This window comes from Kribbella catacumbae DSM 19601 (genome assembly GCF_000372465.1).
Lineage (GTDB): Bacteria > Actinomycetota > Actinomycetes > Propionibacteriales > Kribbellaceae > Kribbella > Kribbella catacumbae.
This window is the reverse complement of sequence record NZ_AQUZ01000092.1, coordinates 1-25,412: the sequence shown is the minus strand read 5'-3', so window position 1 is coordinate 25,412 and position 25,412 is coordinate 1. Positions and strand designations below refer to the sequence as shown.

Annotated in this window: 24 protein-coding genes; 11 read left to right on the top strand and 13 right to left on the bottom strand. The window is 67.3% G+C overall.

All coding sequences use genetic code 11. The annotated features are described in order from the left end of the window. Positions 1-306 precede the first annotated feature (306 nt). On the bottom strand, positions 307-1,428 hold the full coding sequence (gene cds1 / locus A3ES_RS0143885; protein ID WP_026163773.1) for an L-cysteine desulfhydrase Cds1: 1,122 nt from the start codon (positions 1,426-1,428) through the stop codon (positions 307-309). Positions 1,429-1,533: 105 nt separating this feature from the next. On the opposite strand from cds1, the gene A3ES_RS0143880 reads away from it, so the two are divergent. Continuing rightward, complete coding sequence (locus tag A3ES_RS0143880; protein ID WP_020393200.1) at positions 1,534-2,550, top strand: M48 family metallopeptidase; 1,017 nt, start codon at positions 1,534-1,536, stop codon at positions 2,548-2,550. A 6-nt stretch (positions 2,551-2,556) separates the two neighbouring features. Here the strand turns inward: A3ES_RS0143880 and A3ES_RS0143875 are convergent, their stop codons facing one another. Beyond that, positions 2,557-3,261, bottom strand: coding sequence for a TetR/AcrR family transcriptional regulator (locus A3ES_RS0143875; protein WP_020393199.1), 705 nt, complete (start codon positions 3,259-3,261; stop codon positions 2,557-2,559). Positions 3,262-3,360: 99 nt separating this feature from the next. Here A3ES_RS0143875 and A3ES_RS0143870 point away from each other — a divergent pair, with 99 nt between their 5' ends. Beyond that, positions 3,361-4,347: an alpha/beta hydrolase gene (locus A3ES_RS0143870; RefSeq protein ID WP_020393198.1), complete on the top strand. Its 987-nt coding sequence runs from the start codon at positions 3,361-3,363 to the stop codon at positions 4,345-4,347. A 183-nt stretch (positions 4,348-4,530) separates the two neighbouring features. Here the strand turns inward: A3ES_RS0143870 and A3ES_RS0143865 are convergent, their stop codons facing one another. From A3ES_RS0143865 to A3ES_RS0143825, 9 genes are all read right to left on the bottom strand, one after another. Next, a complete protein-coding gene (locus A3ES_RS0143865) occupies positions 4,531-6,084 on the bottom strand; it encodes an MFS transporter (protein ID WP_020393197.1) in 1,554 nt (517 codons plus the stop codon). A 61-nt stretch (positions 6,085-6,145) separates the two neighbouring features. Continuing rightward, the gene (locus A3ES_RS0143860; protein WP_020393196.1) at positions 6,146-6,757 is read right to left on the bottom strand and encodes a TetR/AcrR family transcriptional regulator; all 612 of its coding nucleotides are present in this window, start codon (positions 6,755-6,757) and stop codon (positions 6,146-6,148) included. A 159-nt stretch (positions 6,758-6,916) separates the two neighbouring features. Then, positions 6,917-7,549 (bottom strand): DUF2867 domain-containing protein, encoded by a 633-nt coding sequence (locus A3ES_RS50530; protein WP_020393195.1) that lies wholly within the window; start codon positions 7,547-7,549, stop codon positions 6,917-6,919. Positions 7,550-7,554: 5 nt separating this feature from the next. Next, positions 7,555-8,025: an LIC_13387 family protein gene (locus tag A3ES_RS0143850; RefSeq protein WP_020393194.1), complete on the bottom strand. Its 471-nt coding sequence runs from the start codon at positions 8,023-8,025 to the stop codon at positions 7,555-7,557. 159 nt (positions 8,026-8,184) lie between these two features. Further along, positions 8,185-8,631, bottom strand: a complete 447-nt coding sequence (locus A3ES_RS0143845) for a DUF6463 family protein (protein ID WP_020393193.1) — start codon at positions 8,629-8,631, stop codon at positions 8,185-8,187. Positions 8,632-8,710: 79 nt separating this feature from the next. Further along, entirely contained in the window at positions 8,711-9,388 is a 678-nt protein-coding gene (locus A3ES_RS0143840) for a response regulator transcription factor (protein ID WP_026163772.1), read from the bottom strand. Then, positions 9,385-10,560, bottom strand: a complete 1,176-nt coding sequence (locus A3ES_RS0143835) for a sensor histidine kinase (protein WP_063746071.1) — start codon at positions 10,558-10,560, stop codon at positions 9,385-9,387. Before A3ES_RS0143835 ends, A3ES_RS0143840 begins: the two co-directional genes overlap by 4 nt. A gap of 153 nt (positions 10,561-10,713) precedes the next feature. Continuing rightward, positions 10,714-11,460, bottom strand: a complete 747-nt coding sequence (locus A3ES_RS0143830) for an SDR family NAD(P)-dependent oxidoreductase (protein WP_026163771.1) — start codon at positions 11,458-11,460, stop codon at positions 10,714-10,716. Between the two features lie 118 nt (positions 11,461-11,578). Further along, positions 11,579-12,934 carry an NsdA family TPR-like regulatory protein gene (locus A3ES_RS0143825; protein WP_020393189.1) on the bottom strand — a complete coding sequence of 452 codons (1,356 nt, stop codon included), beginning with the start codon at positions 12,932-12,934 and terminating at the stop codon, positions 11,579-11,581. A 225-nt stretch (positions 12,935-13,159) separates the two neighbouring features. Here A3ES_RS0143825 and A3ES_RS54805 point away from each other — a divergent pair, with 225 nt between their 5' ends. The 3 genes from A3ES_RS54805 to A3ES_RS0143800 all read left to right on the top strand — a co-directional run bounded on the left by A3ES_RS54805 (position 13,160) and on the right by A3ES_RS0143800 (position 14,769). Continuing rightward, the gene (locus A3ES_RS54805) at positions 13,160-13,300 is read left to right on the top strand and encodes a hypothetical protein (protein ID WP_020393188.1); all 141 of its coding nucleotides are present in this window, start codon (positions 13,160-13,162) and stop codon (positions 13,298-13,300) included. Then, a complete protein-coding gene (locus A3ES_RS0143815) occupies positions 13,300-13,512 on the top strand; it encodes a hypothetical protein (RefSeq protein WP_020393187.1) in 213 nt (70 codons plus the stop codon). The genes A3ES_RS54805 and A3ES_RS0143815 overlap by 1 nt, the downstream gene beginning before the upstream one ends. A 909-nt stretch (positions 13,513-14,421) precedes the next feature. Further along, positions 14,422-14,769 (top strand): hypothetical protein, encoded by a 348-nt coding sequence (locus A3ES_RS0143800; RefSeq protein ID WP_020393184.1) that lies wholly within the window; start codon positions 14,422-14,424, stop codon positions 14,767-14,769. 114 nt (positions 14,770-14,883) lie between these two features. On the opposite strand, the gene A3ES_RS0143795 is transcribed toward A3ES_RS0143800, so the two are convergent. Beyond that, positions 14,884-15,759: an aminoglycoside phosphotransferase family protein gene (locus A3ES_RS0143795; protein ID WP_020393183.1), complete on the bottom strand. Its 876-nt coding sequence runs from the start codon at positions 15,757-15,759 to the stop codon at positions 14,884-14,886. Then, positions 15,759-17,090, bottom strand: a complete 1,332-nt coding sequence (locus tag A3ES_RS0143790) for an NsdA family TPR-like regulatory protein (protein WP_020393182.1) — start codon at positions 17,088-17,090, stop codon at positions 15,759-15,761. Before A3ES_RS0143790 ends, A3ES_RS0143795 begins: the two co-directional genes overlap by 1 nt. Before the next feature lie 687 nt (positions 17,091-17,777). Here A3ES_RS0143790 and A3ES_RS0143780 point away from each other — a divergent pair. From A3ES_RS0143780 to A3ES_RS50525, 6 genes are all read left to right on the top strand, one after another. Then, positions 17,778-18,176 carry an SAM-dependent methyltransferase gene (locus tag A3ES_RS0143780; RefSeq protein ID WP_020393180.1) on the top strand — a complete coding sequence of 133 codons (399 nt, stop codon included), beginning with the start codon at positions 17,778-17,780 and terminating at the stop codon, positions 18,174-18,176. Positions 18,177-18,188: 12 nt separating this feature from the next. Continuing rightward, the gene (gene fxlM, locus A3ES_RS0143775) at positions 18,189-19,430 is read left to right on the top strand and encodes a methyltransferase, FxLD system (RefSeq protein ID WP_020393179.1); all 1,242 of its coding nucleotides are present in this window, start codon (positions 18,189-18,191) and stop codon (positions 19,428-19,430) included. A 55-nt stretch (positions 19,431-19,485) separates the two neighbouring features. Then, positions 19,486-19,647, top strand: a complete 162-nt coding sequence (locus tag A3ES_RS53265) for an FxLD family lanthipeptide (RefSeq protein ID WP_020393178.1) — start codon at positions 19,486-19,488, stop codon at positions 19,645-19,647. A gap of 81 nt (positions 19,648-19,728) precedes the next feature. Then, positions 19,729-22,758, top strand: a complete 3,030-nt coding sequence (locus tag A3ES_RS0143765) for a lantibiotic dehydratase (RefSeq protein WP_020393177.1) — start codon at positions 19,729-19,731, stop codon at positions 22,756-22,758. After that, positions 22,755-23,987, top strand: coding sequence for a lanthionine synthetase C family protein (locus tag A3ES_RS0143760; protein WP_020393176.1), 1,233 nt, complete (start codon positions 22,755-22,757; stop codon positions 23,985-23,987). The genes A3ES_RS0143765 and A3ES_RS0143760 overlap by 4 nt, the downstream gene beginning before the upstream one ends. A gap of 24 nt (positions 23,988-24,011) precedes the next feature. After that, positions 24,012-24,818, top strand: a complete 807-nt coding sequence (locus A3ES_RS50525; RefSeq protein WP_020393175.1) for a thiopeptide-type bacteriocin biosynthesis protein — start codon at positions 24,012-24,014, stop codon at positions 24,816-24,818. Positions 24,819-25,412 lie beyond the last annotated feature (594 nt).

Sequence of the window (25,412 nt, the reverse complement as noted above, 5' to 3'; positions counted from 1 at the left end):
ACCAGTGGCTCCACACCCGGATGGCCGGGCTGAACCTGCGCCGCCTGCTCAACCTCGGCCTCACCCGCCACGGCGAAAGCTGGAACCTAGCCTGACCAGCACCCCCCGGGACCTGTCCACAGCCCCCAAGCGCCGCTCACACGCCCCATCACCGCATCCGCGCGAAGAACAACCACGCTACCGACCCCAGCGAACCGACCCACCACCGCACACACAGGCCCCTCCCGCGCTTCCCGCCCCCAAACCTCCCTTGTTCAGCAGGCTCCTAGCGGCCCTCGGCGGCGCCTGCAGCGTTGACGGCGGCTGCTAGCGGACCGGCTCGCGCCAGCGCCCGGTCTGGGCAAAGGCGTCCAGCGTCTCGGCGTACGGCGCGATGTCGATCCCGTTGCGCTTCAGCCAGGCGTCGTCGTAGTACGTGTCGCCGTAGCGATCGCCGCTGTCGCACAGCAACGTCACGATGCTCCCCTGTACGCCGGTACGCCGCATCTCCGTCGCCAGCCGCAGTGCTCCCCACAGGTTGGTCCCGGTGGAGCCGCCAACCAGCCTGCCGGTCACCGTCGAGCAGAACCGCATCGCCGCGATCGAGGCCGCATCCGGTACCGCGATCATCCGGTCGACGACGCCGAGCACGAACGACGGCTCCACCCGGGGCCGGCCGATGCCCTCGATCCGGGACGGGCGACCGGTGGCGAAGTCGCCGTCACCGGACTCGAAGGCAGGAAAGAAGGCGGAGTTCTCCGGGTCGACCACGGCCACCGAGGTGTCGTGCCGCTGGTAGCGGACGTACCGGCCGATCGTCGCCGACGTACCGCCGGTGCCGGCGCCGACCACGATCCAGGTCGGGACCGGGTACTGCTCGAGGCTCAGCTGGCTGAAGATCGACTCGGCGATGTTGTTGTTGCCGCGCCAGTCGGTGGCGCGCTCGGCGTAGGTGAACTGGTCCATGTAGTGCCCGCCGGTCTCCTCGGCGAGTCGCTTGGCCTCGCCGTAGATCTGGCCGGAGCGCTCGACGAAGTGACAGCGGCCGCCGTAGAACTCGATCAGCTCGATCTTCTCCGGGCTGGTCGAGGCCGGCATCACCGCGATGAACGGCAGCCCGAGCATCCGGGCGAAGTACGCCTCGCTGACCGCGGTGGATCCGCTGGACGCCTCGATCACCGTGGTGCCCTCGCGGATCCAGCCGTTGCAGAGCGCGTAGAGGAACAGTGACCGGGCCAGCCGGTGCTTGAGCGAACCGGTCGGATGCACCGACTCGTCCTTCAGGTACAGATCCACCCCGACCGCAGCGGGCATCGGGAACACATGCAGATGCGTGTCGGCACTGCGGTTGGCATCGGCGTCGACGATCCGGATCGCCTCCGACACCCAGGCCCGCTGTTTGTCGTCACGCCGATCCACCTCCCGCGACGGTATTGGACGGTTGCTCATTCGGTCAGGCTAGGACAGGAGCGACGGTTTAGGTATTCCTACTCTCTGCTATCGGACCCCAGGGCGAGCTAGGTTGGAGGCCATACGCCGACCCGTGGGGGAACGATGACCGAGAACGAAGAGCGGCCGACCCGGCCGCGGGTGACTCTGACCGACATCAGCTCGCGGGCGTGGGAACACCCCGCCGACCGCGGCGCACTGGTCGCGCTGCGGTCGCTCAAGGGCTTCGACTTCATCCTGCGGAAGATGTCCGGGCTGATCAACGAGCGCGCCTTCCGGCTGCAGTTCCTCGGCTCGGCGATCCGGGTCGACGAGCGGCAGTTCCCGCAGATCCACCGGCTCTACACCGAGGCCGCGACCACGCTCGACGTCCGCGAACTGCCCGAGCTGTACGTCACCAACAGCCCGGTCTGGAACGCGGTCACGATCGGCATGGACAAGCCGTTCATCGTGCTCAACAGCGCGCTCGTCCAGGGCCTCGACGACGAGGAGACCCGGTTCATCCTCGGCCACGAGCTCGGGCACGCGCAGAGCGGGCACGCGCTCTACCAGTCGCTGCTGCTCTGGCTGATGCGCCTGACGGGTGCCGTCAACTGGATGCCGATCGGCGCGTTCGGCCTCCGCGCGATCATCGCCGCGTTGCACGAGTGGTCCCGCAAGGCCGAGCTGTCGGGCGACCGGGCCGGCCTGCTCGCAGTACAGGATCCGGCGGCCGCGCTGCGGGTGCAGATGAAGCTCGCGAGTGGTGGACAGCTCGACCAGCTCGACACAACCGCCTTCCTCGCCCAGGGCACGGAGTACGAGAGCGCCGGCGACCTGCGCGACAGCGTGCTCAAGCTGCTGCTGCTCGAGGCGCAGACCCACCCGCTGGCCGTCATCCGCGCGCACGAGCTGCGCCGCTGGGTGGACGAGGGCGAGTACACCCAGATCGTGTCCGGCACCTACCCGAAGCGGCAGGACGACGGCGACGCCTCGATGACGCAGGAGGCGAAGAACGCGGCCAAGTCGTACTCCGACGCCTTCGCCCGCTCGCAGGACCCGCTCGCCAAGCTGCTGCGCGACATGGGCGACGGCCTCGGCGGAGTCCGCGACTGGGTCTCCTCGAAGTTCCCGCCCCGCTGATCGGTACTACGTGACGTGCTCGCCGCCCAGGTCGGCGAGCACGTCAGCGGCCGGTCGTCCCGGCGGCGCGACCGCCAGCAGCCCGCGGATGTAGGCCGTCATCACCAGCTTGAAGTAGGTCGCCTCGTCGATCACCGGCAGCGCGCTCTGCGCCGCGACCATCACCTCGTCGCCCGCCATCAGGGCATAGACGTGGTCCAGCTCGCGCCGGAACGGCCCCTCGGAGTACGGGCGATGACGCTCCTCGGCCGCCGTGATGCTGATCCCGAGCGCCGCCACCGTCCCCGACAGCATCACCGCCACCTCCGGGCTGTACCCCCGCCGCCCGAGCGACTCGATCGCCTCCCGCTGCAGCCGTAGCCCGGACCGGTCCCGCGGGAACAGCGACTGCATGTACGCCGCCAGCCCCGGCCGGTCGAGCGCGAACAGCCGCACCTGCTGAGCCAGCGACAGCAGGTACTGCGCTGTGCCGGCGTCCGGATCCTCCTCGATCACCAGCTCGGCGAGCACCGACTCCCCCACCAGGCGCTCGAGCCCGAGCTTGCCGTCGACATGGCGGTACAAGGCCGTCGGCGTCACCCCGAGAGCGTCCGCGACCCCGTTAACCGTGAGCGCGGCCAGCCCGAGCCGCCGCCCCTCGCGCAGGATGTCGTCGAGCGAGATCTGCGCGCGCCGGCCACCCCTCCGCGGCTGCGCCTGCCTGTCTGCCACTCGCTCTCCCACTCCTTGACCCTAAGTTAGGGTATTAACTTAGACAGGCCGTCACCGAAGGCCTACGTCTTGTCACCGATTGACCTGGAGGTCAACCCCGTGAACGATCACCGCCCCACCCGCAGAACTGTCCTCAAAGCCGGCGCCGGACTCACCGCCGCCCTCGGTCTGAGCGGTGGCACCATTCTGGCAACCTCGGCCGCCGCGAACGCCGCCGACGACGGCTTCGGCCTGCGCATCGTCGACCGCAACGAGAACGACCATCGGATGAAGTACTACAGGTTCGCCACCGACGCCGTCGAGTGGGACCCGGCCGTCAACGTGTTGCTCCCGGACGACTACGACAGCGGTCGCCGCTACCCGGTGGTCTATCTGCTCCACGGCGGCGGCAACGACCAGGACTTCATCACCTTCGACCGGCTCCGCATCCGCGAGCTCACCGCCGGCAAACCGATCATCGTGGTGATGCCCGACGGCGGCCACGCCGGCTGGTACTCCAACCCGGTCAGCACCAACACCGGCCCCCGCAACTGGGAGACCTTCCACATCAACCAGCTGCTGCCGTGGATCGAGGCCAACTTCCGCACCTACGCGGAGTACGACGGCCGTGCCGTGGCCGGCTTCTCGATGGGCGGCTTCGGTGCTCTGAAGTACGCGGCCAAGTACTTCGGTCACTTCGCCTCCGTCAGCTCGCACTCCGGCCCGGCCAGCCTGCGCCGCGACAACGGCATGGTGGTGCACTGGGCGAACGTCTCGTCCGCCGCGATCGAGCTCGGCGGCGGCACGGTCTACGGCGCCCCCGCCTGGGACGAGAACCGCGTCAACGCCGACAACCCGGTCCAGCGGATCGAGAGCTACCGCAACAAGCGCATCTTCCTCGTGGCCGGCACCAGCCCGGACCCGGTCAACTGGTTCGACACCGCCAACGAGACTCACGTCCTGGCCGGCCAGCGCGAGTTCCGGGCGGTACTCGGCCACGCGGGCATCCCGCACGAGTGGCACGAGGAGCCGGGCGGCCACTTCGTCCGGCCCCACCTGCTCGCCGCGGACATCGACGGCATGATCGCCCGCCTCCGCAAGGCCTGACGGGCCCGCGACGGTCAGGCCACACCCTTCAGCTCTCAATTGCTGACGGCAACGACAAGGCGCAAGCGCTCAACGCTTGGTGCGGCGGTCCGGCCCAACCCGACGGGACTGGCTCAACACCCAGACCTGACGAAGGGCCGCCTCCCCCTCCCGGAAAGCGGCCCTTCGCGTCTTCTGGGGACGTCAGCCCATGTGCACCGGCTGGCCGTCTCCGGCCAGGTCCTTGTGCTTGACCGACAGGCCGACCAGGGTGATCACCGCGGCGCCGACGAACATGAACGCCGACACCAGGAACGCGATGGTGAACCCGTGGGTGGTGGCGATCGCCGTCGCCTGGCCCTGGAGCTGCTTGGCCTGGTCCGGTGATGCCTGGGCAGCCTGCGCCAGGCCCGGAGCTAGTTCGGTGAACTTGTCCTTGATCGCGTTGGTGGAGACCGTGCCCAGCAATGCCAGGCCGATGGCACCACCGATCTGCTGGACCGTGTTCAGGACCGCGGAGCCGACACCGGAGTCCTCGTTGGCGACCCCGCTGACCGCGGTCAGCGTGAGCGGCACGAAGATCAGGCCCATCCCGAAGGACAGCAGCAGGATGTAAGGCAGCAGGCCGGTGAGGTAGCTGGACCCCACCTCGAGCTGGGTGAAGCCGAACATGCCGCCCGCGGCGATCGCCGCACCGGCACCGGAGATCCACCTCGGGTCCATCCGGGCGATCAGCGTCGAGGCGAGCTGGGCCGCGACGACGATGCCGAAGCTGAACGGCAGGAAGGCGAAGCCGGTCTTCAGCGCGCTGTAGCCGAGCACGTTCTGGATGAAGATGCCCAGGAAGTAGAACATCGAGAACAGTGCCGCGCCGACGATCAGCATCACGAAGAAGCTGATCCCGCGGGTCCGGTTCGCGAGGATCCGGAACGGCATCAGCGCGTGCCGCGAGCGCGCCTCGATGAAGAGGAACACCGCGATCAGGGCCAGACCGCCGATGATGTAGAGCAACGTGGCGGTGTCGCTCCAGCCCTTCGAGCCGGCGTTGGTCAGACCGTAGACGAGCGAGGTCAGACCAACCGTTCCGGTGATCGCACCCGGCAGATCGAACTTGCCGTGCTGGCGGGCCGACTCACCGAGGTACCGGATCGCCAGCACCGCCACGACCAGGCCGATCGGGGTGTTGATGAAGAAGGTCCAGCGCCACGACGCCTCGGTCAGCAGACCACCGAGGATCAGGCCGACGGCGGCACCCGCACCGGACATGGCGGCATAGACGGCCATCGCGCGGTTGCGCTCCTTGCCGGCCGGGAAAGTGGTGGTGATCAGGGCGAGTGCGTTCGGCGAGGCCGCCGCGGCACCGAGCCCCTGCAGGATCCGGCTGACCAAAAGGATCGTCTCGTTCTGGGCAATGCCGCCGAGGAACGAGGCGATGCCGAACAGCACGACACCGAACATGAACACCTTGCGGCGGCCGAAGATGTCCCCGATCCGGCCGCCGAGCAGCAGCAGACCACCGAAGGCCAGCGCATAGGCGTTGACGACCCACGGCAGGGACTCGTTGGTGAAGCCGAGGTCCTTCTGGATGTGCGGCAACGCGATGTTGACGATGGTGCCGTCGAGCACCACCATCAGCTGCGCCATGCTGATCAGCGCGAGCGCGATACCGAGATTGCGGTGGCCGTGAGCTGCTGGTTCGGCCGCCCCGTCGACCGGCCGCCCCTCCGGCGGATCAGCCTTGATGACGTCTTCAGACATGCTGGAATTTCCCCTCTTGGGTGTAACTGGCTTATTGGTCGCTGTCCGGCCCCTCACCGGCTCAGCTCACCTGCGACCCCCGCGCCGCAGGCAGGATCACGTTGTCGATCACTCGCAGGATCAGCTCGTCGGTGGGCGGGATCCCCAGGACGAAGGCGTGGTGGACGATGACGGCGGGCAGGGTCACCGACAACAGCTGGACGTCGACGGCGGCGGCGATCTCACCGCGCTCGACAGCGCGCTGGTAGACCTGGTTGGTGATGGCGATCCGGGGAGCCAGGAAGTGCTCCTCGAAGGCCTTCTTGAGATCCGCGTCGCGGTGCAGCGCGGTCAGCAGACCGGCCATCACCGACATCAGCCGGTCCGAGGTGAACCCGCCCTCGCCGCACGACATCGAGATCAGGTCGCCGCGCAGGCTGCCCGTGTCGACGGCGTCCGGCACCGGACACCCCTTGGCCCGGGTGATCGCGTCGACCACGAGCTCCGCCTTGGTCGTCCAGCGCCGGTACAGCGTCGCCTTGCTGGCCTTGGCGGCTGTCGCCACCGCGTCCATCGTCAGCCGGTCGTAGCCGAGCTCGGCCAGAACCTCGACGGTCGCGTCGAGGATCTCCTCCTCGCGCCCGCCCTCGACCCGTGGCCGCGACCGCGGCGCTGCTTCGGCGACTTCCTTCATGGCTCTTTGTTCACCCTGTGTCATCGTCTGGTTGCCGATAGAACGAAACGGTTTCGTTTCATCAACCACTCTACGACTCATGTGAAGGAATGCACAAAGGATTTTCCGAGAATCTTCGAAGTGTCCTGCGTCACTGTCCGTACCAGTAGCCCGCTGGTATCAGCTCGGATCGGCCCTGGACTCACCAAGTAGTTCGTGGCGGTCGCGCCACGCGCGTTCCCATTGCCGGGTCATTGCCGGGTAGACGATCAGGTGGCGGAACGGTGCGATCGCGACCATGTAGGCCCGCCCGAAGACTCCGTTGGCCTTGACCAGCACGGCCATGCGCAGTTCATAGTCACCGTTCTCGGTAGCCACCCAGCCGTGATGGGCCACGCCGTGAACGGTCCTGTTCGCCAGCTCCATCGCGCGCTCATCGGGCAGGTCGTACAGATGGGTGAACGGGAGGCCCGGCACCGGAGTGCCCGAGATGGGCTGCCGCAGGTCATCGGGCAGCCGCTCGCAGAGCGCCGGGACTCGTCCTCCCTCCGCCAGGCCCTCCTGGGGATCGTCCCAGCCCAACAGGGCACCAAGCTTCCAGCGGACGGCGAACAAGAACCGCACCAGCAGCGGTTCGCCCTCGTTCTCCTCGGCCGCCTGGATCGCGGCCAACATCACGGGGAGGTCATGTGGTCCGGAGCCGGGTGCACGGAACGCCCACACATCCTGTACGTGGAAGTCGGGCGTGATCTCGTGGATGCGCCATGGCCGACTGGTGTGTTCGGTCACGGGCAGTGCCCTGACGGTGCCCATGTCATTCACGATCCCGCTCGGATCGCCGTCACAGCTCGGCCTGCGGTCGCGACCTTCTCGCCTTCGAGAGTCAGGCGTCCTGAGTTGCGCACTGACCACCCGAAAGCCACGCACGCCGCGCTGAACAACACGATGGGCGGCGGTGGCTCGAGCCACGCGCTGATGGCCAGCGCAGCGGCCGACATTGCCAGGCCGAGGGTGGCGGCCGTACGCATGCCTTGGCGTGGAGTGAGCCGGTGGATGTAGAGCAGCAGTACGCCCACGAACACCATGCACAGCCCCATCGCCAGGCTGAACCCCATGGTCACCTCGTAGTACGTGCGGTGCAGGCCGAGCATGTCGAAGGGATGCGCGCGCATGGCGGCGTCGATGGATTCGTCGGCGGCCGACGCGAAGTTGCGCAGGTAGATGTCGCCGAGGGTGTGGCCCGCGCCAGTGATGATCCAGCACCAGGCGCCGATGCGGAAGCTCGACATCAGGATTCCTTTCCTTGTAGCGGAGCGAGACTGCCGGCACGTCGGCCCACCGTGTGGCCCAGGCCGGCGGCGGTGAGACGCCAGCCGGCCACCCGGACCTTCCGGCTTCGTTGCCCGGGTAAGGCGATGGGGGTGGCTGTGGGGCGAGTGGTCGTCATGTCATCCAAGATCGTGTGCTGAGCTCGCACGCGCCTCACCCTGAGATCGCGACGTGCTCATCCGGGAGGATGAGGACCGATGGCGCCGGTCCAGCACCAGCATCGCGACGCCGGCCATGACCACGAGCCAGCCGCCGTTGATCGGGAAATGGACGACGGTGATGAAGCTGCCGAGGGCCAGCACGTACCAACCGAGGCGCGCGGGGAGGGTGCCGGTGGCCTTCAGATGGCTGGCGGCGAGGTCGGCCACGGCGAACATCAGGATGCCGGTGGTCAGGAAGTAGAGCGAGAATCCGCTCTCGGCGCGCAACTGGAGGTCATCGGCCGCTGCCGCGCCGACCACCCCGTGATCGATGATGTCGAGCCATTCCTTGTCCGTCACCGCCGCCACTGTGTGCAGTGCGGCGAGCGCATACAGGGCGCGTGGCACCCAGACCAGTCGGTTCATGGCTCCACAATGGTGCGCCGCACGCGCGGGGGCCTCGCCCTGAGGTCGCGACCTCCTCATCCCACAGGACGAGGTGGGGTCAGCGGCGTGGTGGTCCGACCAGGCCGGTCTCGTAGGCCAGTACGACGGCCTGGACCCGATCGCGTAACCCGAGCTTGGCGAGCACGTGCCCGACATGGGTCTTGATGGTGGCTTCGGACAGGTGCAACCGCTCGGCGATCTCCCGATTGGTGTCGCCGGTGGCGATCTCCAGCAGTGTGTCGAACTCGCGGGGCGTCAAGGTGCCCCGTACCTCGGCGGCACGGGCCGCGTCGGGGTCGGGCCCGGCAGCGATGTGCTCGATCAGGCGGCGGGTGGTCGATGGCGCGATCACGCCGTGCCCGGCGTGCACCGTACGGACGGCGTCGACGATCTCCTCACTGCGCGCATCCTTGAGCAGGAAGCCGCTGGCGCCGGCTCGAAGAGCCCGGAAGGCGTAGTCGTCCAGGTCGAAGGTGGTCAGCGCGATCACCCGGCACTCCGGCTGCTCGGCCGTGATCGTCGCGGTCGCCTGGATGCCATCGATCCTGGGCATGCGCAGGTCCATCAGCACCACGTCGACCCGGCGTGACCGCACCAGAGCCAGGGCATCGAGTCCGTCGACACCCTCTCCGGCGAAGGTGAAATCAGACTGGCTCTCGACCATCATGCGCAGCGCTGAGCGCATCAGTTCCTGGTCGTCGACCACTGCCACGCGAATCTGCTCGGGCCCGCTCACGATGGCACCCTGACACAGACCCGCCAGCCGCCGTCAGCAGGTCCGGACTCGAGTGTTCCACCGACCGTGTCGACCCGCTCTCGCATACCGGCCAGCCCACGCCCGGGGTTGGTGGTAGCGGGCACGGTTCCGGTGTTCGTGATCAGTACGCCGATGCCGTCCGCGGTGTGCTCGACTGTCACGTGGGCGGTAGGTCGTCGTCCCGCATGGCGGGTCACGTTGGTGAGTGCCTCTTGAACGACGCGATAGATGGTGAGGCCGACCGCCGGCGGCACCTGGAGGTGGTCGTCCGTCGAGAGCTCGACGTCGACACCTGCTGCCCGCACTCGCTCGATCAGCGCGGGCAGATCGGCCAGACCGGGCTGTGGCTCGGTCGGCAGCTCGTCGTCACGCAGTACGCCGAGCAGCCCTCGCATCTCGGTCAGCGCTTCGCGGCCCGCGTCGGCGATAGTGGTGAGAATTTCGGGCGCGCGCTCGGGTGACTTAGGAACGACCAGCCGGCCGGCCTCGGCCTGACTGACCATCACGGCCAGCGAATGAGCCACCACGTCGTGCATCTCGCGCGCAATGCGGCGGCGTTCGTCAGCGGCCACCCGTTCCGCCAGTTGGGTGGTCCAGGCGGCTCGGGTGACTCGGTACCGCCCCATCGACCAGGCAGCGACCGTTCCGCCGAACGCAGTGGTGCCGAGCAGCAGCCACCACGCCCAGCTGTTGATCGGAGTGCCGGTGAAACCCCACAGTCGTGCCAGGGTCAGGCAACTTCCGGCCAGGCCGACGCCGAGCGCGAGGTTCGGCCACGGTGGGCGGGTGTGGGCGCTGACGAAATACAGCAGAGCGAAGAAGCACAGCGTGCTTGGCAGCAAGATCGGGCTGTAGTCGCTCGACTCCACGAAGTCGGTGACGCCGTCGATGTCCGGCGCGATCAGCAGGACCACGCAGGCAAGCGAGCCGCCGATGAACGACTGCGCCGGCCACCGCCGAACCGTGGCAACACACAGGTGCACCAGGATCAACGCGCCCCCGATGGCGATGGTCCAAGCGGCAGCCACCCCACCGACATGAGCTGACACCAGCCCCGCCGGCAACAAAACCCCAGCCATCACCACCGCAAGCACCACTTGCCCGGCGCCACCAAGCCAACGAGGCGCAGCCGCGGCAGCAGAAGTCGGCACGCGTTGCAACCTACCAGCGATACTGCGCTACTGACCGCCGAGTAACTCAGCGGACAGGCCAGGCCCCACCGCCAGGAGCTGGTCGGCCCCGTGAGACGCGGGGTCGACCATTCAGACTTCCAGCAGCACGGCCTCGGGCACGATCTGGCCAGCTCAGCGGCTGCTCTCCGCGCCACCGTTGACCTGGATCACCTGAGCCGTGATGTGCCCGGAAGCCTCAGACGCCAGCCACTGCAGCGTGTTGACAACATCGCTGGGAATGCCGACCCGACCAGTCGCCGTCTCGGCGGCCCGGTCGCGTCGACGCTGCTCGGATGACGGTTCCCCAAAGAACGGGGTGTCCTCAATCAGCCCCGGTGCGACCGCGTTGACCGTGATACCGCGGGGGCCCAACTCGCGCGCGAGCGCGAATGCGTAGGGGTGAAGAGCTGCCTTCGAAGCCCCGTACGCCACCCGGCCCGACCCGCGGTACGCGGAGATCGAACTCAGAAAGAGCACGCGGCCGCCGGGTGCGGCGAGATGGTCTTTGAGGGCCTCGGTGAGCAGGACAGCCGTTAGCGTGTTGAGCCGGAAGTTCAGAGTCCAGTCGTGAGCGATTGTCTCCAGCAGCTCGGCATGCTCAACCTGCGGCTCGAGGACGCCGTTTCCGCCGGCGCTGTGCACCACGACATCGACAGTGCCGTACTCATCGATGATGAAGTCGGCGGCGCGCTGGGCCCCCTTGGGGTCGCCCAGGTCCCCTGCGCAGTAGGTGGCACCGGGGATCTTTTCGGCGGCCTGGGCCAGGACCTCTTCCCGGCGCCCCAGCAGGACGACTTGGTCGCCATCGGCGGCGAATCTCTCCGCTGCTGCGAACCCGATACCAGTACCTCCACCACTGACCACCACGATGCGCGCCATGCCCCGGATCTTACGAGCGTGCAGTACGTCGATCTGCGCAGAGGGGACCGATGGCAAAACCACCGGGATGTTCTCGCCGCTGGCCCGGCCATTGATCATCACGGCGCCGACTTGGGAGTCAGGCGCTGATCTCGGTGTAGTCGCTCCCGCGAAGGGCGATCGCAAGATCGCGCCGCAGTGCCGCGACTCCGGGATGGGAATCGCGAAGCCTCGTCGTGGCGCGGTGGAGCTCGCCGAGGTCGTCGAGCACTCGCATCGACCGAACCTCACGAGCCGCAGAGAGTGCCTTTCGGGCGAGGGCGATCCCTTCGTCGGCGTCACCTTGGTGCAGGGTGAGCGCTGCCAGGCGTGCAATGCAGAAGAGCCGAGAGCGGGCATAGCTGTCGGGGTAGCTGTCGATGGCGGTTGCCAGCCGTTCGACGGCGTTGGCGGTCTCGAGCCCTTGGACGGCCACGGCCCACAGGCCGTGGCCGGTGTCTCCGTTGAGTTGCGCCTCGGAGAAGAAATCAGAGTGGATCGCCCAATCGGGATCGTCGCGATCGTCGACCTCGTAGAAGAACTGGACGGCCCGGTCAACTGAACGGGCTGCCTCACGAGCTTCCCCGAGCTGGCTGAATGCGCGTGCCTCCACGATGCACAGGCTTGAACGGCGCAGCGACGACAGCCGGTCTTCGCGGATCTTGGCGGTTCCGATCAAGGTCAGGGCGTCGTCGGCCTTGTCGAGATACACGGCCTGGCGGGCCATGTGGGTCAGTACGTCGGCCCGAAGCCACCAAGCACCTGCCTGCTCGGCGTTGTGAAGCCCTATCCGGAAGTACTGGTCGGCCTCCCAGTGAAAGCCGGCGTCGAACTGCGACCAGCCGATCACGTTCGCCAGGCGCCCGACTGCGACCTGCATCGCGGTCTTCGTTCCGCGCTCGGCTTTGGCGTCGAGCAACCTCAAGGCCTGCTGCAGCTGTGCAGCCATGGCCTCGCCCGCCACTGGATGACCGGCGTGGTCGGCGGCACGGAACACGTTGGCGATCTTCGTAATCTGGTGAACGTCCTCGGGTCCGATGCGCTGTGGCAGCGCCGTCCGGACGGGTGCTTGTTGCGAGGAGCCGAGCAACGCGGGTGGCAGCCCCACCACTGCAGGTGCCGCCGTCAGCCGCCGCAGGAATTCGACCCGATGCAGGTTTTCGTCGTCCTCTTGACTCTCGACGACCGGGCTCGGCCCCGACCGCTTCGATCGGAGCCCGGCTTCAGCCTCGGTCACACAGAACACGGCACAGATCGCATCTCGATACGGGCGTGGCGGCCAGGTCACGGTACCCCGCTCCAACCGCCGGATCTGCTCCGCGCCGTACCGTCCCGACTGGCCAGTAGCCCGCTCGTACTCGACGTTGATCTGCTCGGCCGCGTGGGCCTGAGTCCAGCCCTGATCGGCGATCAGGCGCTGGAGACGAACATTCGGCACTGCCACTTCGGTAGCCATCGCGTGATCCCTCCCCGCTCGCTCACCGTCCACGCTAAACCACGTTCCGTGGTTCCGACGGGCCTCACAGCGCGAATCTGAGGGGTATTTAGAGGGGGTGACTGACCTGTTCTGCGGGTGTGGAGGCCAGCGAAGATCCAGTAACTGGATGTGGCGAGACACACAACTCGCCCAAACCGAACCCAGACGAGCCGAACCCGCTCGTCGACCAACGGGGAGGACACCATGCTCTATCTGGCCATCGCCGATCGTGCCGCGACCGGCACGCCCGCAGCCACGATCGTCTTCTACGGGCTCATACTCCTGGCGATCGCGGCCTACACCCAGATCGTGCGGGACATCAAGACCGACCTGGTCGGCAGTTGATGAGCATCGCCGTCGACGCACCGCCCGCGAAGCGCCAAGCCAAGGTCTGGCTGTGCGGCCACCCCATCGTCGTCCGCACAGCCCCCGAGACCGAGTCCACTGAATTCGAGAAGGCGATGCGACGTCGCTTCGCAGGCTGCCGCTTCACCAACACCCCACACGACGCTCCAGCGTTGGTCGCGCCCGAGGCCCCCCGGCCGACCGCTCCCTAAGCCCGGGACGGGATCACGGGGTCTGCCACCCGTCGTCAAACCAGCTCAGCTTGTCATCGCTGAGCCGATCCCGCCCCGACTGGGTCCTCGGCCTGTGTCGGGCCCCGAGGCCGAGGACCCTCCCCTGCCGGTGCGGCGGGNGCCGAGCCACNGGCTTGACGCCCGCCGCGCCGCTCCACCAGCACGTTGCGAGGCCTGCATCGCCCATCAGCAGGGAGAGGCAAGACAAGTGGTCGCGCCAACCGCCATCGACCGCGGCCCGATACCGATCACCAAAGCCGCCTTGTTCGGGAAGGACCACCATGCAGCCCGGCACACGATGTGACCGACGAGGAGAAGATCATCACCGTTGCCTTGATCCTCGACAGCCCTCTGTCCGTCGAGCAGAAGCTCGCCGCCATCCAGCTCGTGCTGCAGGTGACCAGCGCGCGGACCGGCCGGCTCCCGCTTCGATCCGGCTGGCAACGCGACGACGACCCAGACGTCCGCAGCCGCAGCTCCGCTCCGCTCCGCGGGCCTACCGGACCCGCCCGCCTTACAGGACGGAAACGCGCCCATGACCCACCGACGCTTCCGCCTCGTGCGCTACTTCGATGTCTCCAAAGTGAGCGGTACCGGCGACGTTGCCGAAGGAATCCAGTACAGCGATGGCGCTGTCGCCGTTCGATGGTGCTCGGACCATCCCTGTACATCCATCTGGGACAGCATCGACGACATGCTTGCCGTTCATGGCCACGGCGGCAGGACCGTTGTCGACTGGATCGACCCCGAGCCCCCGACCGCCGAGCTCGAGCTGGCTGGCGCAGTTGCATCCCACAGGTGCTCATCGTGACGGCCACAGCCCCGGCGCCAGGCCGCCGGGGACCATCACTGCTCTCGCGTACGCCCGCAGCGCCGCCAGGAAACTCAATGACCGACAACATCGACGAGGACGCGACCCGACTGTTCGTGCTCGGCTACGTTGACGCCGGCGAGCTTCCTGACGGCGACGGGATCGTGGTGGCGCGCGCACGGATGAGTGAATTCGCCATCCAGGAAGGTCTTCAGCTCGGCAGCATCTATATCGACGATCGCGATACCGAGGGCGAGAAGTTCCGAGCGCTGATGGCCTCGATCGAGCAGTTCAATCCGGCCTACGTGCTCGTGCCAGGACTCGGCCACGTGAGCTACATCGCCCGACCTGGCGAAAAGACCAAGCTGCGGCTGATCGAAGAGCGCTCCGGAGCGACCGTAGTCGTCGTGGAGCACCCCCTCTGAACCGGGGCAGGGCCGGCGTCTGGAGGACTTCCTCACCTCACAGGCATCAAGAAGCGGGCGACTCCTCATCGCCCACGCTCCCGGCCCTGCCCAACTCCGGCCCGCGCCGATCGGTCATCCTGCAGTCCAAGACCAAGGGCGCGGACCGTGCTGTCCACGCAGACACGCGATGCGGTATTCAACTTCCGTCTGGATAGCGGGATCCTGGTCGGCCTTGTTGGCAAGCCAGCTGGTCATTCTGAGTTCCCGGATGTCTCGAAAGATCGGGAATGTGCCGGTAGCCGTGACGTCGTGGCCGTAGGTGGTGACGAAGTCGCCGTAGTCGTCGGCGGTGATCCAGCGGCAGGTTTCGTAGCTGACGGCTTGTAGCGTCAGATCCCACTCCCGAGGCCCGACCGAGAACCGCTCAAGGTCCCACACCAGCACCTGCCCGTCCGGGGTCACGACGACGTTGCCGGTGTTCGGATCGCCGTGAAGGATGGCCGCTCCCAGTCCAGTAGGCGCCGGCCAGCGCTCCTCCAGTTCGCCGAGCCGCTCGAGCAAGAATGCCTTGTCACCGTGTCGGAGGGGGGCGCCGTCGATGCGGTCGGCGACCCGCACGAACGGCTGTACGTCGTCGAGCTCAGGGGCCGACTCAACCGGAACCGCGTGGAGCTGAGACAGGATGGCCCCAACCTCTCCCGGTGTTGCCGAGCGGTGCTCGGTGATCCGCTCCCAAAACGTCACCGCATAGGCGCCTTGGTCGATGGCATCGGTGACTGCAACCACCGCCGGTATTCCCGCACGGCCCAGCCACCGCGAAACCGCCACCTCTCGATGCGCGACGTCGCGCTGGCCCGGAAAGCGGGTCACCTTGGCGATCACCTCACCGTTAACCGCGACGGTCGCGCTGTCTCCAAGGCTCAGCAGTTCCGGCTCACCCAGCTCGATGCCGGCCTGAGCGCAGGCCGCGGCCAACCGGTCGAACTCGGCTTTCGGAATCGCGCCCATCAAGCCGGGACTTGAGTCAGGCGGGAGATACGGCGCCGAAGCTCGGCGACGTCACCTGCCTTGCTGTGGGGTCCTGCAGCAGAGTGGAGTTCACGAAGGTAGCTACGGATGCGGCCCGAGCGCAGCGACTCGGCCGCCGCGACAGCCTGAGCGCCTTGCTGGACAGCGACGGCGGGGTCAACCTTCATCCACAGGCTGGCGCTCTTGAGGTGACAGAACGCCCTGGCCCTGTTGTAGCCGGCCGTGTGGCTGGCAACCGCGAACCCGAGCTGGTCCAATGCCGGTTCGGGATCGGCCCCGGACAGCGCCAAATCGGCCAGGCTGTGGCCGGCATCCCCGGCGAGCTCGGCCCGGTCGAAGAACTCCATCCATGCGACCTGCGGATGCTGACGCGGGTCATAGGCGTCGAACTGCTCCTCCGCGTACCCGATCGCCGCGAGTGCGTCGGAGCGGCGGCCAAGGCTGGCCAACGGCCGCGAGCGGACGACGCTGAGCATCGCCTGCTCAGCATGAGGCAGCCGGTCGGCGCGTACCTGGGCGAGCTCGATAGTGCTCAACGCGTCCTCGTACTGACCGAGGTGGAACTGGTGGCGCGACATGGTCGACAGCACCACGGCACGCAGGCTGTGGTTTCCGGCCTGCTCGGCGCAGTGCACCGCGAAGCGGAAATATCGCTGCGCGACGTCGTGCGCGCCGCAGTCGACGACCATCCACGCCAGTACCTGTCCCAGGTGACCAACCGCGCTGTGCAGGTCTTCTCGGACACCAGGTTGGCTGGTACGGGCATCGAGCAAGGTCGCACCCCACCGCAGCTGCCCAGCCACGGCCTGAACCGACAGCTCACCACCGACCCGCCGGTCCCACTCCTTGAACGCCCGCGTGCTTTGCGCGATGTGATCAACATCGGCGCGGCCGACCAGTGCGGGCGCATGGTTCGGCAGATCGATACTGGCCAGAAAATCCGAGGCGGACGTGCCGCCGCCGATGAGTCCACCGGCCACGGCCGGTCCGAGAGCGAAGAAGCTACGACGATCCACGTCGGGGATGTCCTCTTCTGGGGCAGAACGGCTTGAGTAGAAGCCGAGTTCGGCATCGGTACCGGCCCCCAGCTCTGCCCTCAGCGCCTGGCGGTACTCGGCGTTGGGCCAGGTATGCACCCCCCGCTCAAGCTTCGACAGGTAGTACCCGTCCAGAGGAGGATCCAGCCCCAGACGCCGCGACACTCGTTCGGCGAGCTCGATTTGCGTCAGGCCCAGTGCGCGACGTGCAGCCGCCAACCTGCGGTTGCGTTCGCTGTCGCCGGCCATCTTCTTGACCTTCCCGTACGTCACGCGGTTCCACGATAGGCAGATCTACGACAGCACCCAACGGCTGAAGGTGCCAGATCTGTCAGCAACTCTGTCAGTAACCCTGTCAGCAACTCGCCCTCCCGGGCCCTCGCTCTGCCGGTCAGTCTAGTTACTCAGCGGAATCGCGCTGCTACTCCCGCCTGGAGCAGTGTCGCCACACCCGGGTGTACCGGGGGTTTCGCGACTATGCCCACCACCGAGGGGAGATGCCTGGATGAGCAATGCCTATCTCTGCGCAGAACCTCGGCTCGGATCGTGACTCGTGCGGGGGCGCTGGTTCGCCCTGACCCACGAGATACGCCGGATGACCGGCAAGTGGTGGCAGCAACTGAACGACTGGTTCCGGCGCCAGATGGACGATTAGGCCGCCTTCCCAGCATGGCCAGCCTCATGCCCGTCTGGTCAATCCGAGCCACCCAGACCGGGAGTGAGGTCAGTTGGGGAGTCCTCCTTCCCAACCAACCCGCTCGGCCACCCCGCACGAGCGCGACCTCGCTCCCTCCCGAAGGAGTCCCTGGCAAGGCGCATCTCGGCCAGCCACCTCTCGGCCGAGCAGCACCCCGGGCACCAGGGACTCCCTCCACACGGCGGGTGGGCGTCTGACCCCTGCATCGGCGCCCGCCCGCCGCTCCACTCCCAACCCGATTCGTTTCAGAAGGGGCGCACTCGATGTACGACGGTTCCAGCGACCGCTCTCGCGACGCTGCTGATCCGCGCATCGACCCGACCCGCGCCAACAGCACGAGATTTTGGAACGACCTATCCGGCGGCAAGGACCACTTGTGGGTCGACCGGGAACTGGTCGGCAGCATCCTGGAGATCGCCCCGGAGTTCCGCGACGTCGCCACGGTGAGCCAGCAGTTCCTGACCCGCGCCTGCCAGTGCCTGGTCGACACGTGCGGCATCAACCAGTTCCTGCACTGCGGTCCTGGCCGGCCGGTAGGCCGCCCCTTTCACGACCTCGTTCAGCGCTACCGACGCAGCGCCGACGATCCCGTGGTGAGGGTGCTGTACGTCGAGCATGATCCCGCGGCGCTCGCGTCACCGATTGTTGTCGGTCCCGACTGAGAGAGTAGTCAAGTGAACACACTACGAGAGCAGGACGCTGGAACCGCCGGCGCCGACGAGTTGCGGGCGGCGATGGTGGAGGAGATGCGCCGCCAGGGCGATCTGCGAACTGAAGAGGTCGCCCGGGCATTCGCCACTGTGCCACGTGAGCAGTTTGCCCCTGAGGCGTCACTGGTCCAGGTCTACAACCGCGACGACGTTGTGGTGACCAAGCGCGATGACGACGGCCTTGCGTTGAGTTCGGTGTCTGCGCCCCGGATTCAGGCGCAGATGCTGGAGCAGGCCGAGATCAGGCCGGGCATGCGGGTGCTGGAGATCGGGTCCGGTGGCTACAACGCCGCGCTCGTCGCGGAGCTGGTCGGTCCTGAAGGTGAGGTCACCACCGTCGATATCGATCCGTTCGTCACTGATCGCGCGGCGCAGTATCTGGCCGAGACCGGATACGACCGTGTCCGGGTGTTGCAGATCGACGCCGAGGGCGGAGCGCCGCAGCGCGCGCCGTTCGACCGAATCATTGTCACGGTCGGCGCCTGGGACGTTCCGCCAGCATGGATCGAGCAGTTGGCCGATGACGGACTACTCGTGGTGCCACTGCGCCTGCGAGGCCTGACCCGGTCGTTCGCGCTGGCCCGCGAAGACGGCCACCTGGTCAGCCGGAACTACGACCTGTGCGGCTTCGTGTCGATGCAGGGCGCCGGCGCCAACGACGAACGCCTCATCCTGCTGCACGGCGAAGACATAGCGCTGCGGCTCGACAGCGACCAGCTAGTGCCCTCCCCCGACAGCCTGCGCAGCGCACTGACCTCGGAGCGGGTGACACGCGGCAGCGGAGTCATGGTCGGCGGCTACGAGCCGTTCGACGATCTGGATCTGTTCCTTGCGACTGCGCTGGACGATTTCGGACTGCTGGTGGCCAAAGACGCAGCGATCGCAGCCGGCCTCGTCGAACGGTCCGCACGGATGGGCGCCAAGACTGCTCTGGCCGATGACACCCTCGCCTACCGGGCATCCCAGCCCACCAACGAAGAACGGACCTCGTTCGAGTTCATCGTCTACGGCCACGGCCCGCACGCCGACGACCTGGTCGACAAGTACATCGGACTGATCCGCGAATGGAATCAGCTGCACCGAGGCGGCCCCGGCGCACGAGTCGAGGTCTACCCGGCCGGCACCGACGTACCGGCTCCCGCCGGTGGCCGGGTGATCGAGAAGAAACACACGAGTGTCCTGATCTCCTGGCCGACGTCGCCGTGACACCGACAAGAGTCAGGTCGTCCCATCCGCACCACTTCCGCTAAGGAGCACAGCGATGACCCAACACCTGCAAGCGACCACGGCCATCCCAGACACCGAGTTCGACCTCGACCTCAGCATCGTGTCGTCCGGCCCCGTGATCGCTGACCTGATGCGCAACACCGACGACAACTGCGGCCAGACCTGCCAGAGCGCCTGCTCCAACAGCACCTGCTGATCGCAGCCAACCACTGCACCGGTGACGGCCCGGCGACGCGATACGCCGCCGGGCCGTCTGCTCACAGAAGGGGGCCCGAGGTTGTTCACTGTCGTCGACGCGGCCATGGTCCGGCTGGCCACACAACCCGGCATCGCCGGCGGCTTGCACGGCTGGCCTGACCTGAACGCGCCACCCGCGACTCAGGTACACCAGTGGAAGAGCTGGATGGACCAGGTGTGGACAGACACTGCGTTCACGGCAGCGGTGTCGACAGCCAGTCCGGATCTGGCCCGTCGCGTCCAGGCGATCCTGTCCGGGCATGAGCTGAGGCCCCGCCAGATCCGCAGCACGGTCATTTCCGTCTTGCGCTACCGGCTGCGAGCCTCCAGCCGGGCGACACCGTTCGGGCAATTCGCTGGAGTCGCCGCCAGCCACTTCGGCCCGGCCACACAGGTACGGATCGGTGATCAGCATCAAGCGGTCACTCGCACCGACGCGACCTGGCTGGCCGCAGCGATCACCGAACTGGAACGGTGCGCCGGCCTAGCTGCTCGCCTGACAGTCGTGCTGAACAACGTCGCGACGCTACGCGACGGCCGGCTCGTCATCGGCCTGCGGCAACATCCTGGCGCCACCGAGGACCGGACCGATCCCGCTGAAGTATCCATCCGCTACACCCGCGTAGTAGAGCTGATCAGCCAAGCTGCCGAGACGCCCATCCGGCGCCGCGACCTGTCCGAACGGATCGCCGAGCGGTTTCCCCGAACCCCCCGGCCAATCATCGAGTCGATGCTGGACCAGCTGGTCAGCCAGCGGATCCTGATCACCAGCCTGCGTCCACCGATGACCACCCTCGACCCTGTGGCCCATGTACTCGCGGTCCTCGACGAGGTCGGCGCTGACGACATCAGCGCCATCGCGGCCTGCGTCCGCAAGTTGCGCAGCGCCGGGGCGGCCCCGCCGTGTCCCGACGATTCTCCTGATGGGACGCGGGTGGACCTGCGCGCTGACGCAGACATCGTGCTCCCTCACGCTGTCGCTGCGGAGGCCGAGAGGGCTGCCACGGTGCTGGCGCGGCTGAGCCCGCACCCGTTTGGCAGACCGAACTGGCAGAGCTTCCATGCCCGCTTCCTCGAGCACTACGGAATCGGTGCGGCCGTGCCGCTGCTGGAACTGGTGGACCCCGACATCGGGCTCGGATTCCCTGCCGGCTACCGGGACTCGCTGTACAAACCTCTTGCTCCACGGTCGACCGAGCGTGACCAGGCATTGTTGCGCCTCGCCCAAACCGCAGCCTTGCAACGCCGAATCGAAATCACTCTCGACGAGGCGATGATCACCGAGCTGGACACCAACTCTCTCGGCAAAGCACAGTGGCCGCCGCACGCAGAACTTGCGTTGCGGGTCCAGTCACCAAACCGCGTGAGCCTCGACAACGGCGAGTTCACGCTGGTAGTTACCGGTGTGTTCCGTGCTGCAGGCGCGACCGCCGGCCGATTCCTGGACCTGCTCGATCCACCCGACCGCGACCGGATGACCGTCGCCTACGCGGCCCTGCAGCCGCTCAACGCCGGGGCCGCGCGTGTGCAAGTGTCGTGCCCTCCGCTCTACACCGAGACCGAGAACGTCGCCCGCAGTCTGCCGGTACTGCCCGGTCAGCTGTCGATCAGCGAGCACCCCCGCGGTGACACGGTCGGGTTGCTCGTGCCACAGGATCTGCTGGTCGTGGGCGATGCCCACCGGCTCTACCTATGGTCGCAGTCACGGTCGCAACCGTTGGAAGCGGAGCTGTTCAGCGCGGTGGAGTTCACCAACTTCGCCCACCCGCTACTGCGATTCGCCTGCGAGCTGACCGGCGCCCGGGCAGCCGGCATCGGGCCCTTCAGTTGGGCCGCCGCCAGCCAGCTGCCCTTCCTGCCCCGGTTGACCTACCACCGCACGGTCTTGTCACCAGCCCGCTGGAACCTGACCGCCGCCGACCTACCCGGCTCCGGATCGACATGGCACGAGTGGGCCGAAGCAGCGGCACGATGGCGAACCCAGCTGATGGTGCCAGCCACGGTGTATCTCGGCGGCAACGACCAGCGCCTCCAACTGGACCTGAACCAGCCGGCACACCTACACCTGCTCCGCGCCGAACTCGACCGCCGCGGCCACGCCACCCTTCAGGAATCCCCCACAGCCTCGGAGCTGGCCTGGATCGACGGCCACGCCCACGAAATCGTCGTACCGGTGGCGACCGCGAGGCCCCGAACATGGCCGCCAATCCCACCACGCCCCATCCCCCGCGACACTGAATCGCCTAGCGCAGTCCGGTCCGCGGCTCACCTGCCCGGCGCCGGGCAATGGTTGTTCTGCAAGCTCTACAGTCACCCCGACCGACACAGCGCCCTGCTGACCACCCACCTGCACACCCTGCTGGCAGCCCTACCAGCCCCACTCTGGTGGTTCCTTCCCTACCGCGACCCCGACAACCACCTACGGCTGCGGATAAGACTCGCCGATCCCGCCTCATTCGGCCCTGTGGCACGCACGGTCGGCACCTGGGCCGAGCAACTCCAGCAGGCAGGGCTGGTCTCCACCATGCAACTGGACACCTACCGGCCGGAGACCGGCCGATTCGGTCACGACCAGGCGATGGCCGCGGCCGAAGCGGTATTCGCCGCCGACTCCGCCGCCACGCTCGCACAGCTAGCCCACCTCGCCACTATCGGTGCCGCAGACCCCGCGGCACTGACCGCGGCCAGCCTGGTCGATCTCGCCGCCGCGTTCGCTGGCGACAACACCAAGGGCGCCCAGTGGCTGATCGACCACCTCATCAACGAATCGCTTCCCGCGCCGGCCCGAACCGTCTATGACCAGGCACTGCAACTGGCCGCTCCTGGCCAGAACGCGATGCTCCAGCTCCTCAGCGGCGACCAGATCGTCGAGACATGGTCGCAGCGGCGGACTGCGGTCACCGCGTACCGCGCGGTGCTGGCCCGAGCCGGGTGGCCGCCTACTGACTCGGTGCTGGCGTCGCTGCTCCACCTGCACTGCGTCCGCGCGGGCGGGATCGCACCCGAGGCCGAACGACTGGCCCATCGCCTCGCACGGGCGGCCGCCCTCAGCCAGAAGTCACGAACATGACACAAACCACCGCGACTCTGCAAACACTCGTCGACGACATCACCACGAGCCTCCTCGACCCGGCAACGATGCGCCCCGCCAAGTCTGGCGGCCACCAGTACCTGCCGCAATCGCTGGCCGGTGGGGCGGCCGGAGTCGCCCTACTGCACAGCGAACACACCTTCACCCGCTCTACCCACTCCCCCACTCTCCACGCCTGGCTGACCACAGCAGCCCGCGGCAACCTCAACGGCTCCACCAGCGCCGGTCTCTTCTTCGGCGTCCCAGCACTGGCCTTTGTCACCGCAGCGGCCACAGAGGCCACTGGCCACTACCGCCAGTCACTGACCCAGCTCACGGCAGCGACTCAGCAAGTGACCCGCGCCCGCCTGGACGCTGCGCACGCCAGGATCGACCGCGGCGAACTCCCGGCGCTGGCCGAGTTCGACCTGATCCGTGGCCTCACCGGCCTCGGCGCCTACCACCTGCACCGGCAGCCCGATCACGACGTGACAAGAGACGTCCTGACCTACCTAGTGCGGCTCACCGAACCAAACCAGAAGACCGGACTGCCAGGGTGGTGGACCAACCACGGCCCCACCGGACAACCACCCAGCGACTTCCCCGGCGGCCACGGAAACTTCGGCCTGGCCCACGGCATCACCGGGCCCCTGGCGCTGCTGTCATTGGCGCTGCGGGCAGGCATCGCCGTACCAGGGCACCTCGACGCGATCGCGCGCATCTGTCAGTGGCTCGACGACTGGCAGCAAGACCACCCTGCCGGACCCTGGTGGCCACGCACCATCACGCTGGACGAGGTCCGCGCTGCACGATTTGATCAGGCTGGCCCGCTCCAACCCTCCTGGTGCTACGGCACCCCTGGCATCGCGCGCTCCCAGCAACTCGCCGGACTCGCCACCGGCGACCACACCCGCCGACGCGCTGCAGAAACCGCGCTCCTGGGATGCATCACCGACCCCACACAGCTCGCCCGCGTCGACGGGCCCACCCTGTGCCACGGCAGCGCCGGGATTCTGCAGACGACCTGGCGCGTCGCTCGCGACGCCGAAACCGACGACCTCACCGCCGAACTACCCGGGCTTGCCGACCTGCTCCGCGAGCATCTCCAAACCGCTCCACACAGCACGGAACTACTTGAGGGCAGTGCAGGCGCGGCGCTTGCCGCACTGACCGCCGTAACCAGCGACGTTCCGCACTCGGGCTGGGATGTCTGCATGCTGCTGGCCTGACAACAACCGACCACGGAGACCACCATGGCCACCGCTGTCCCATTCCAAGAACCAGCGTTCCGCTGGCGGCAGATCATTGTGGGATTCACCGACTACGCCTCGGCCGAGAACATCACCTCGACCGAGCTACAACCAATGATGGAAGCCGTCACCGAGTCATGGTGGTTCACCCGCAAGGCACCACACTGGAGGATGCGCTACCTACCGCTCGATCCAGCCGGCCACGACTCCGTTCGTGAAGGCGTTGAAGCCTTGAAGGCGAACGGCAGAGTCTCCAGCTCGACCGAAACCATCTACGAACCTGAACTGCACGCCTTCGGCGGCCCCGAAGCCATGACGACCGCACATCAGCTGTTCTGCCAGGACAGCCACCAGATCCTGGCCCAGCCAACCCACCTCCGAGCCCATCGGCGAGAACACACCATCCTGCTCTGCAGCGCGTTCCTGCGCGCAGCCGGCCAGGACTGGTATGAGCAGGGTGACGTCTGGTCACGCGTCGCAACCAACCGACCCGTGACCAGCCCTATTCCGACCGTGCGAGCAGAAGGTCTGGCGACCGGTCTCCGGCGCCTGATGACCGTCGATGCCGGGCCGCGGAGCCCTCTCACCACACCAACGGGGCAACTCGCCGGCATCGCCACCTGGATCAACAGCTTCCACGACGCCGGCGCGGCCCTCGGCGACCTCAACCTGCGCGGCGATCTCGGCCGTGGCCTCCGCGACGTACTGGCCCACCACGTCCTCTTCCACTGGAACCGGCTCGGCCTGCCCTACGACACTCAATCGACACTCGCCCATGCCGCACGACAAGCCGTGTTCGACCAGCCATAACGAGTGCAGTCATGGCAACTCGGAAGGGTCAAGTTCCGTGGAGTGGTGTTCGACGATTGTGATTCGTCGTTGACTGGTTAGGCGCTGATCGCGCCGATGGTCGGGTTGTTGATCTCAACCGCGAGATCCGCCGCCGTGTCCAGTTCGCGGCGGTACCCGTTGCGGGTTGAGGAATCCTTCCATCAACTCGCGCAGCAGGTTCGGGCTGGCCTGCTCGAGATGCTCCGCGTGCAGCCATTCCTCACTGACACACTTCGTGCCCCGGCCCGAACCGCCGACCTTCGCGAGCCGCGAGTGTCAGGTCCCGAGACCACGACCAGAGGCGCCGACGGGAGGAACTGTCTTTCCTGTACTTCTGTCTTTCCTGTACTTCTGTCTTTCCTGTACTTCTGTCTTTCCTGTACTTCTGTCTTTCCTGTACTTCTGTCTTTCCTGTACTTCTGGGGTCAGTCGTCGTCCTCTGCGCGGCGGGCGGCCTCGATGCGCGACGTCATCTTGCTGGCGCGGGACTCGATGGTGGTGGCCAGGCGGTCGCGGGCGGCGCGGAGGACGAAGAGGGAGAGGATGGAGGTGATGAGCAGGGCGACCAGGGCG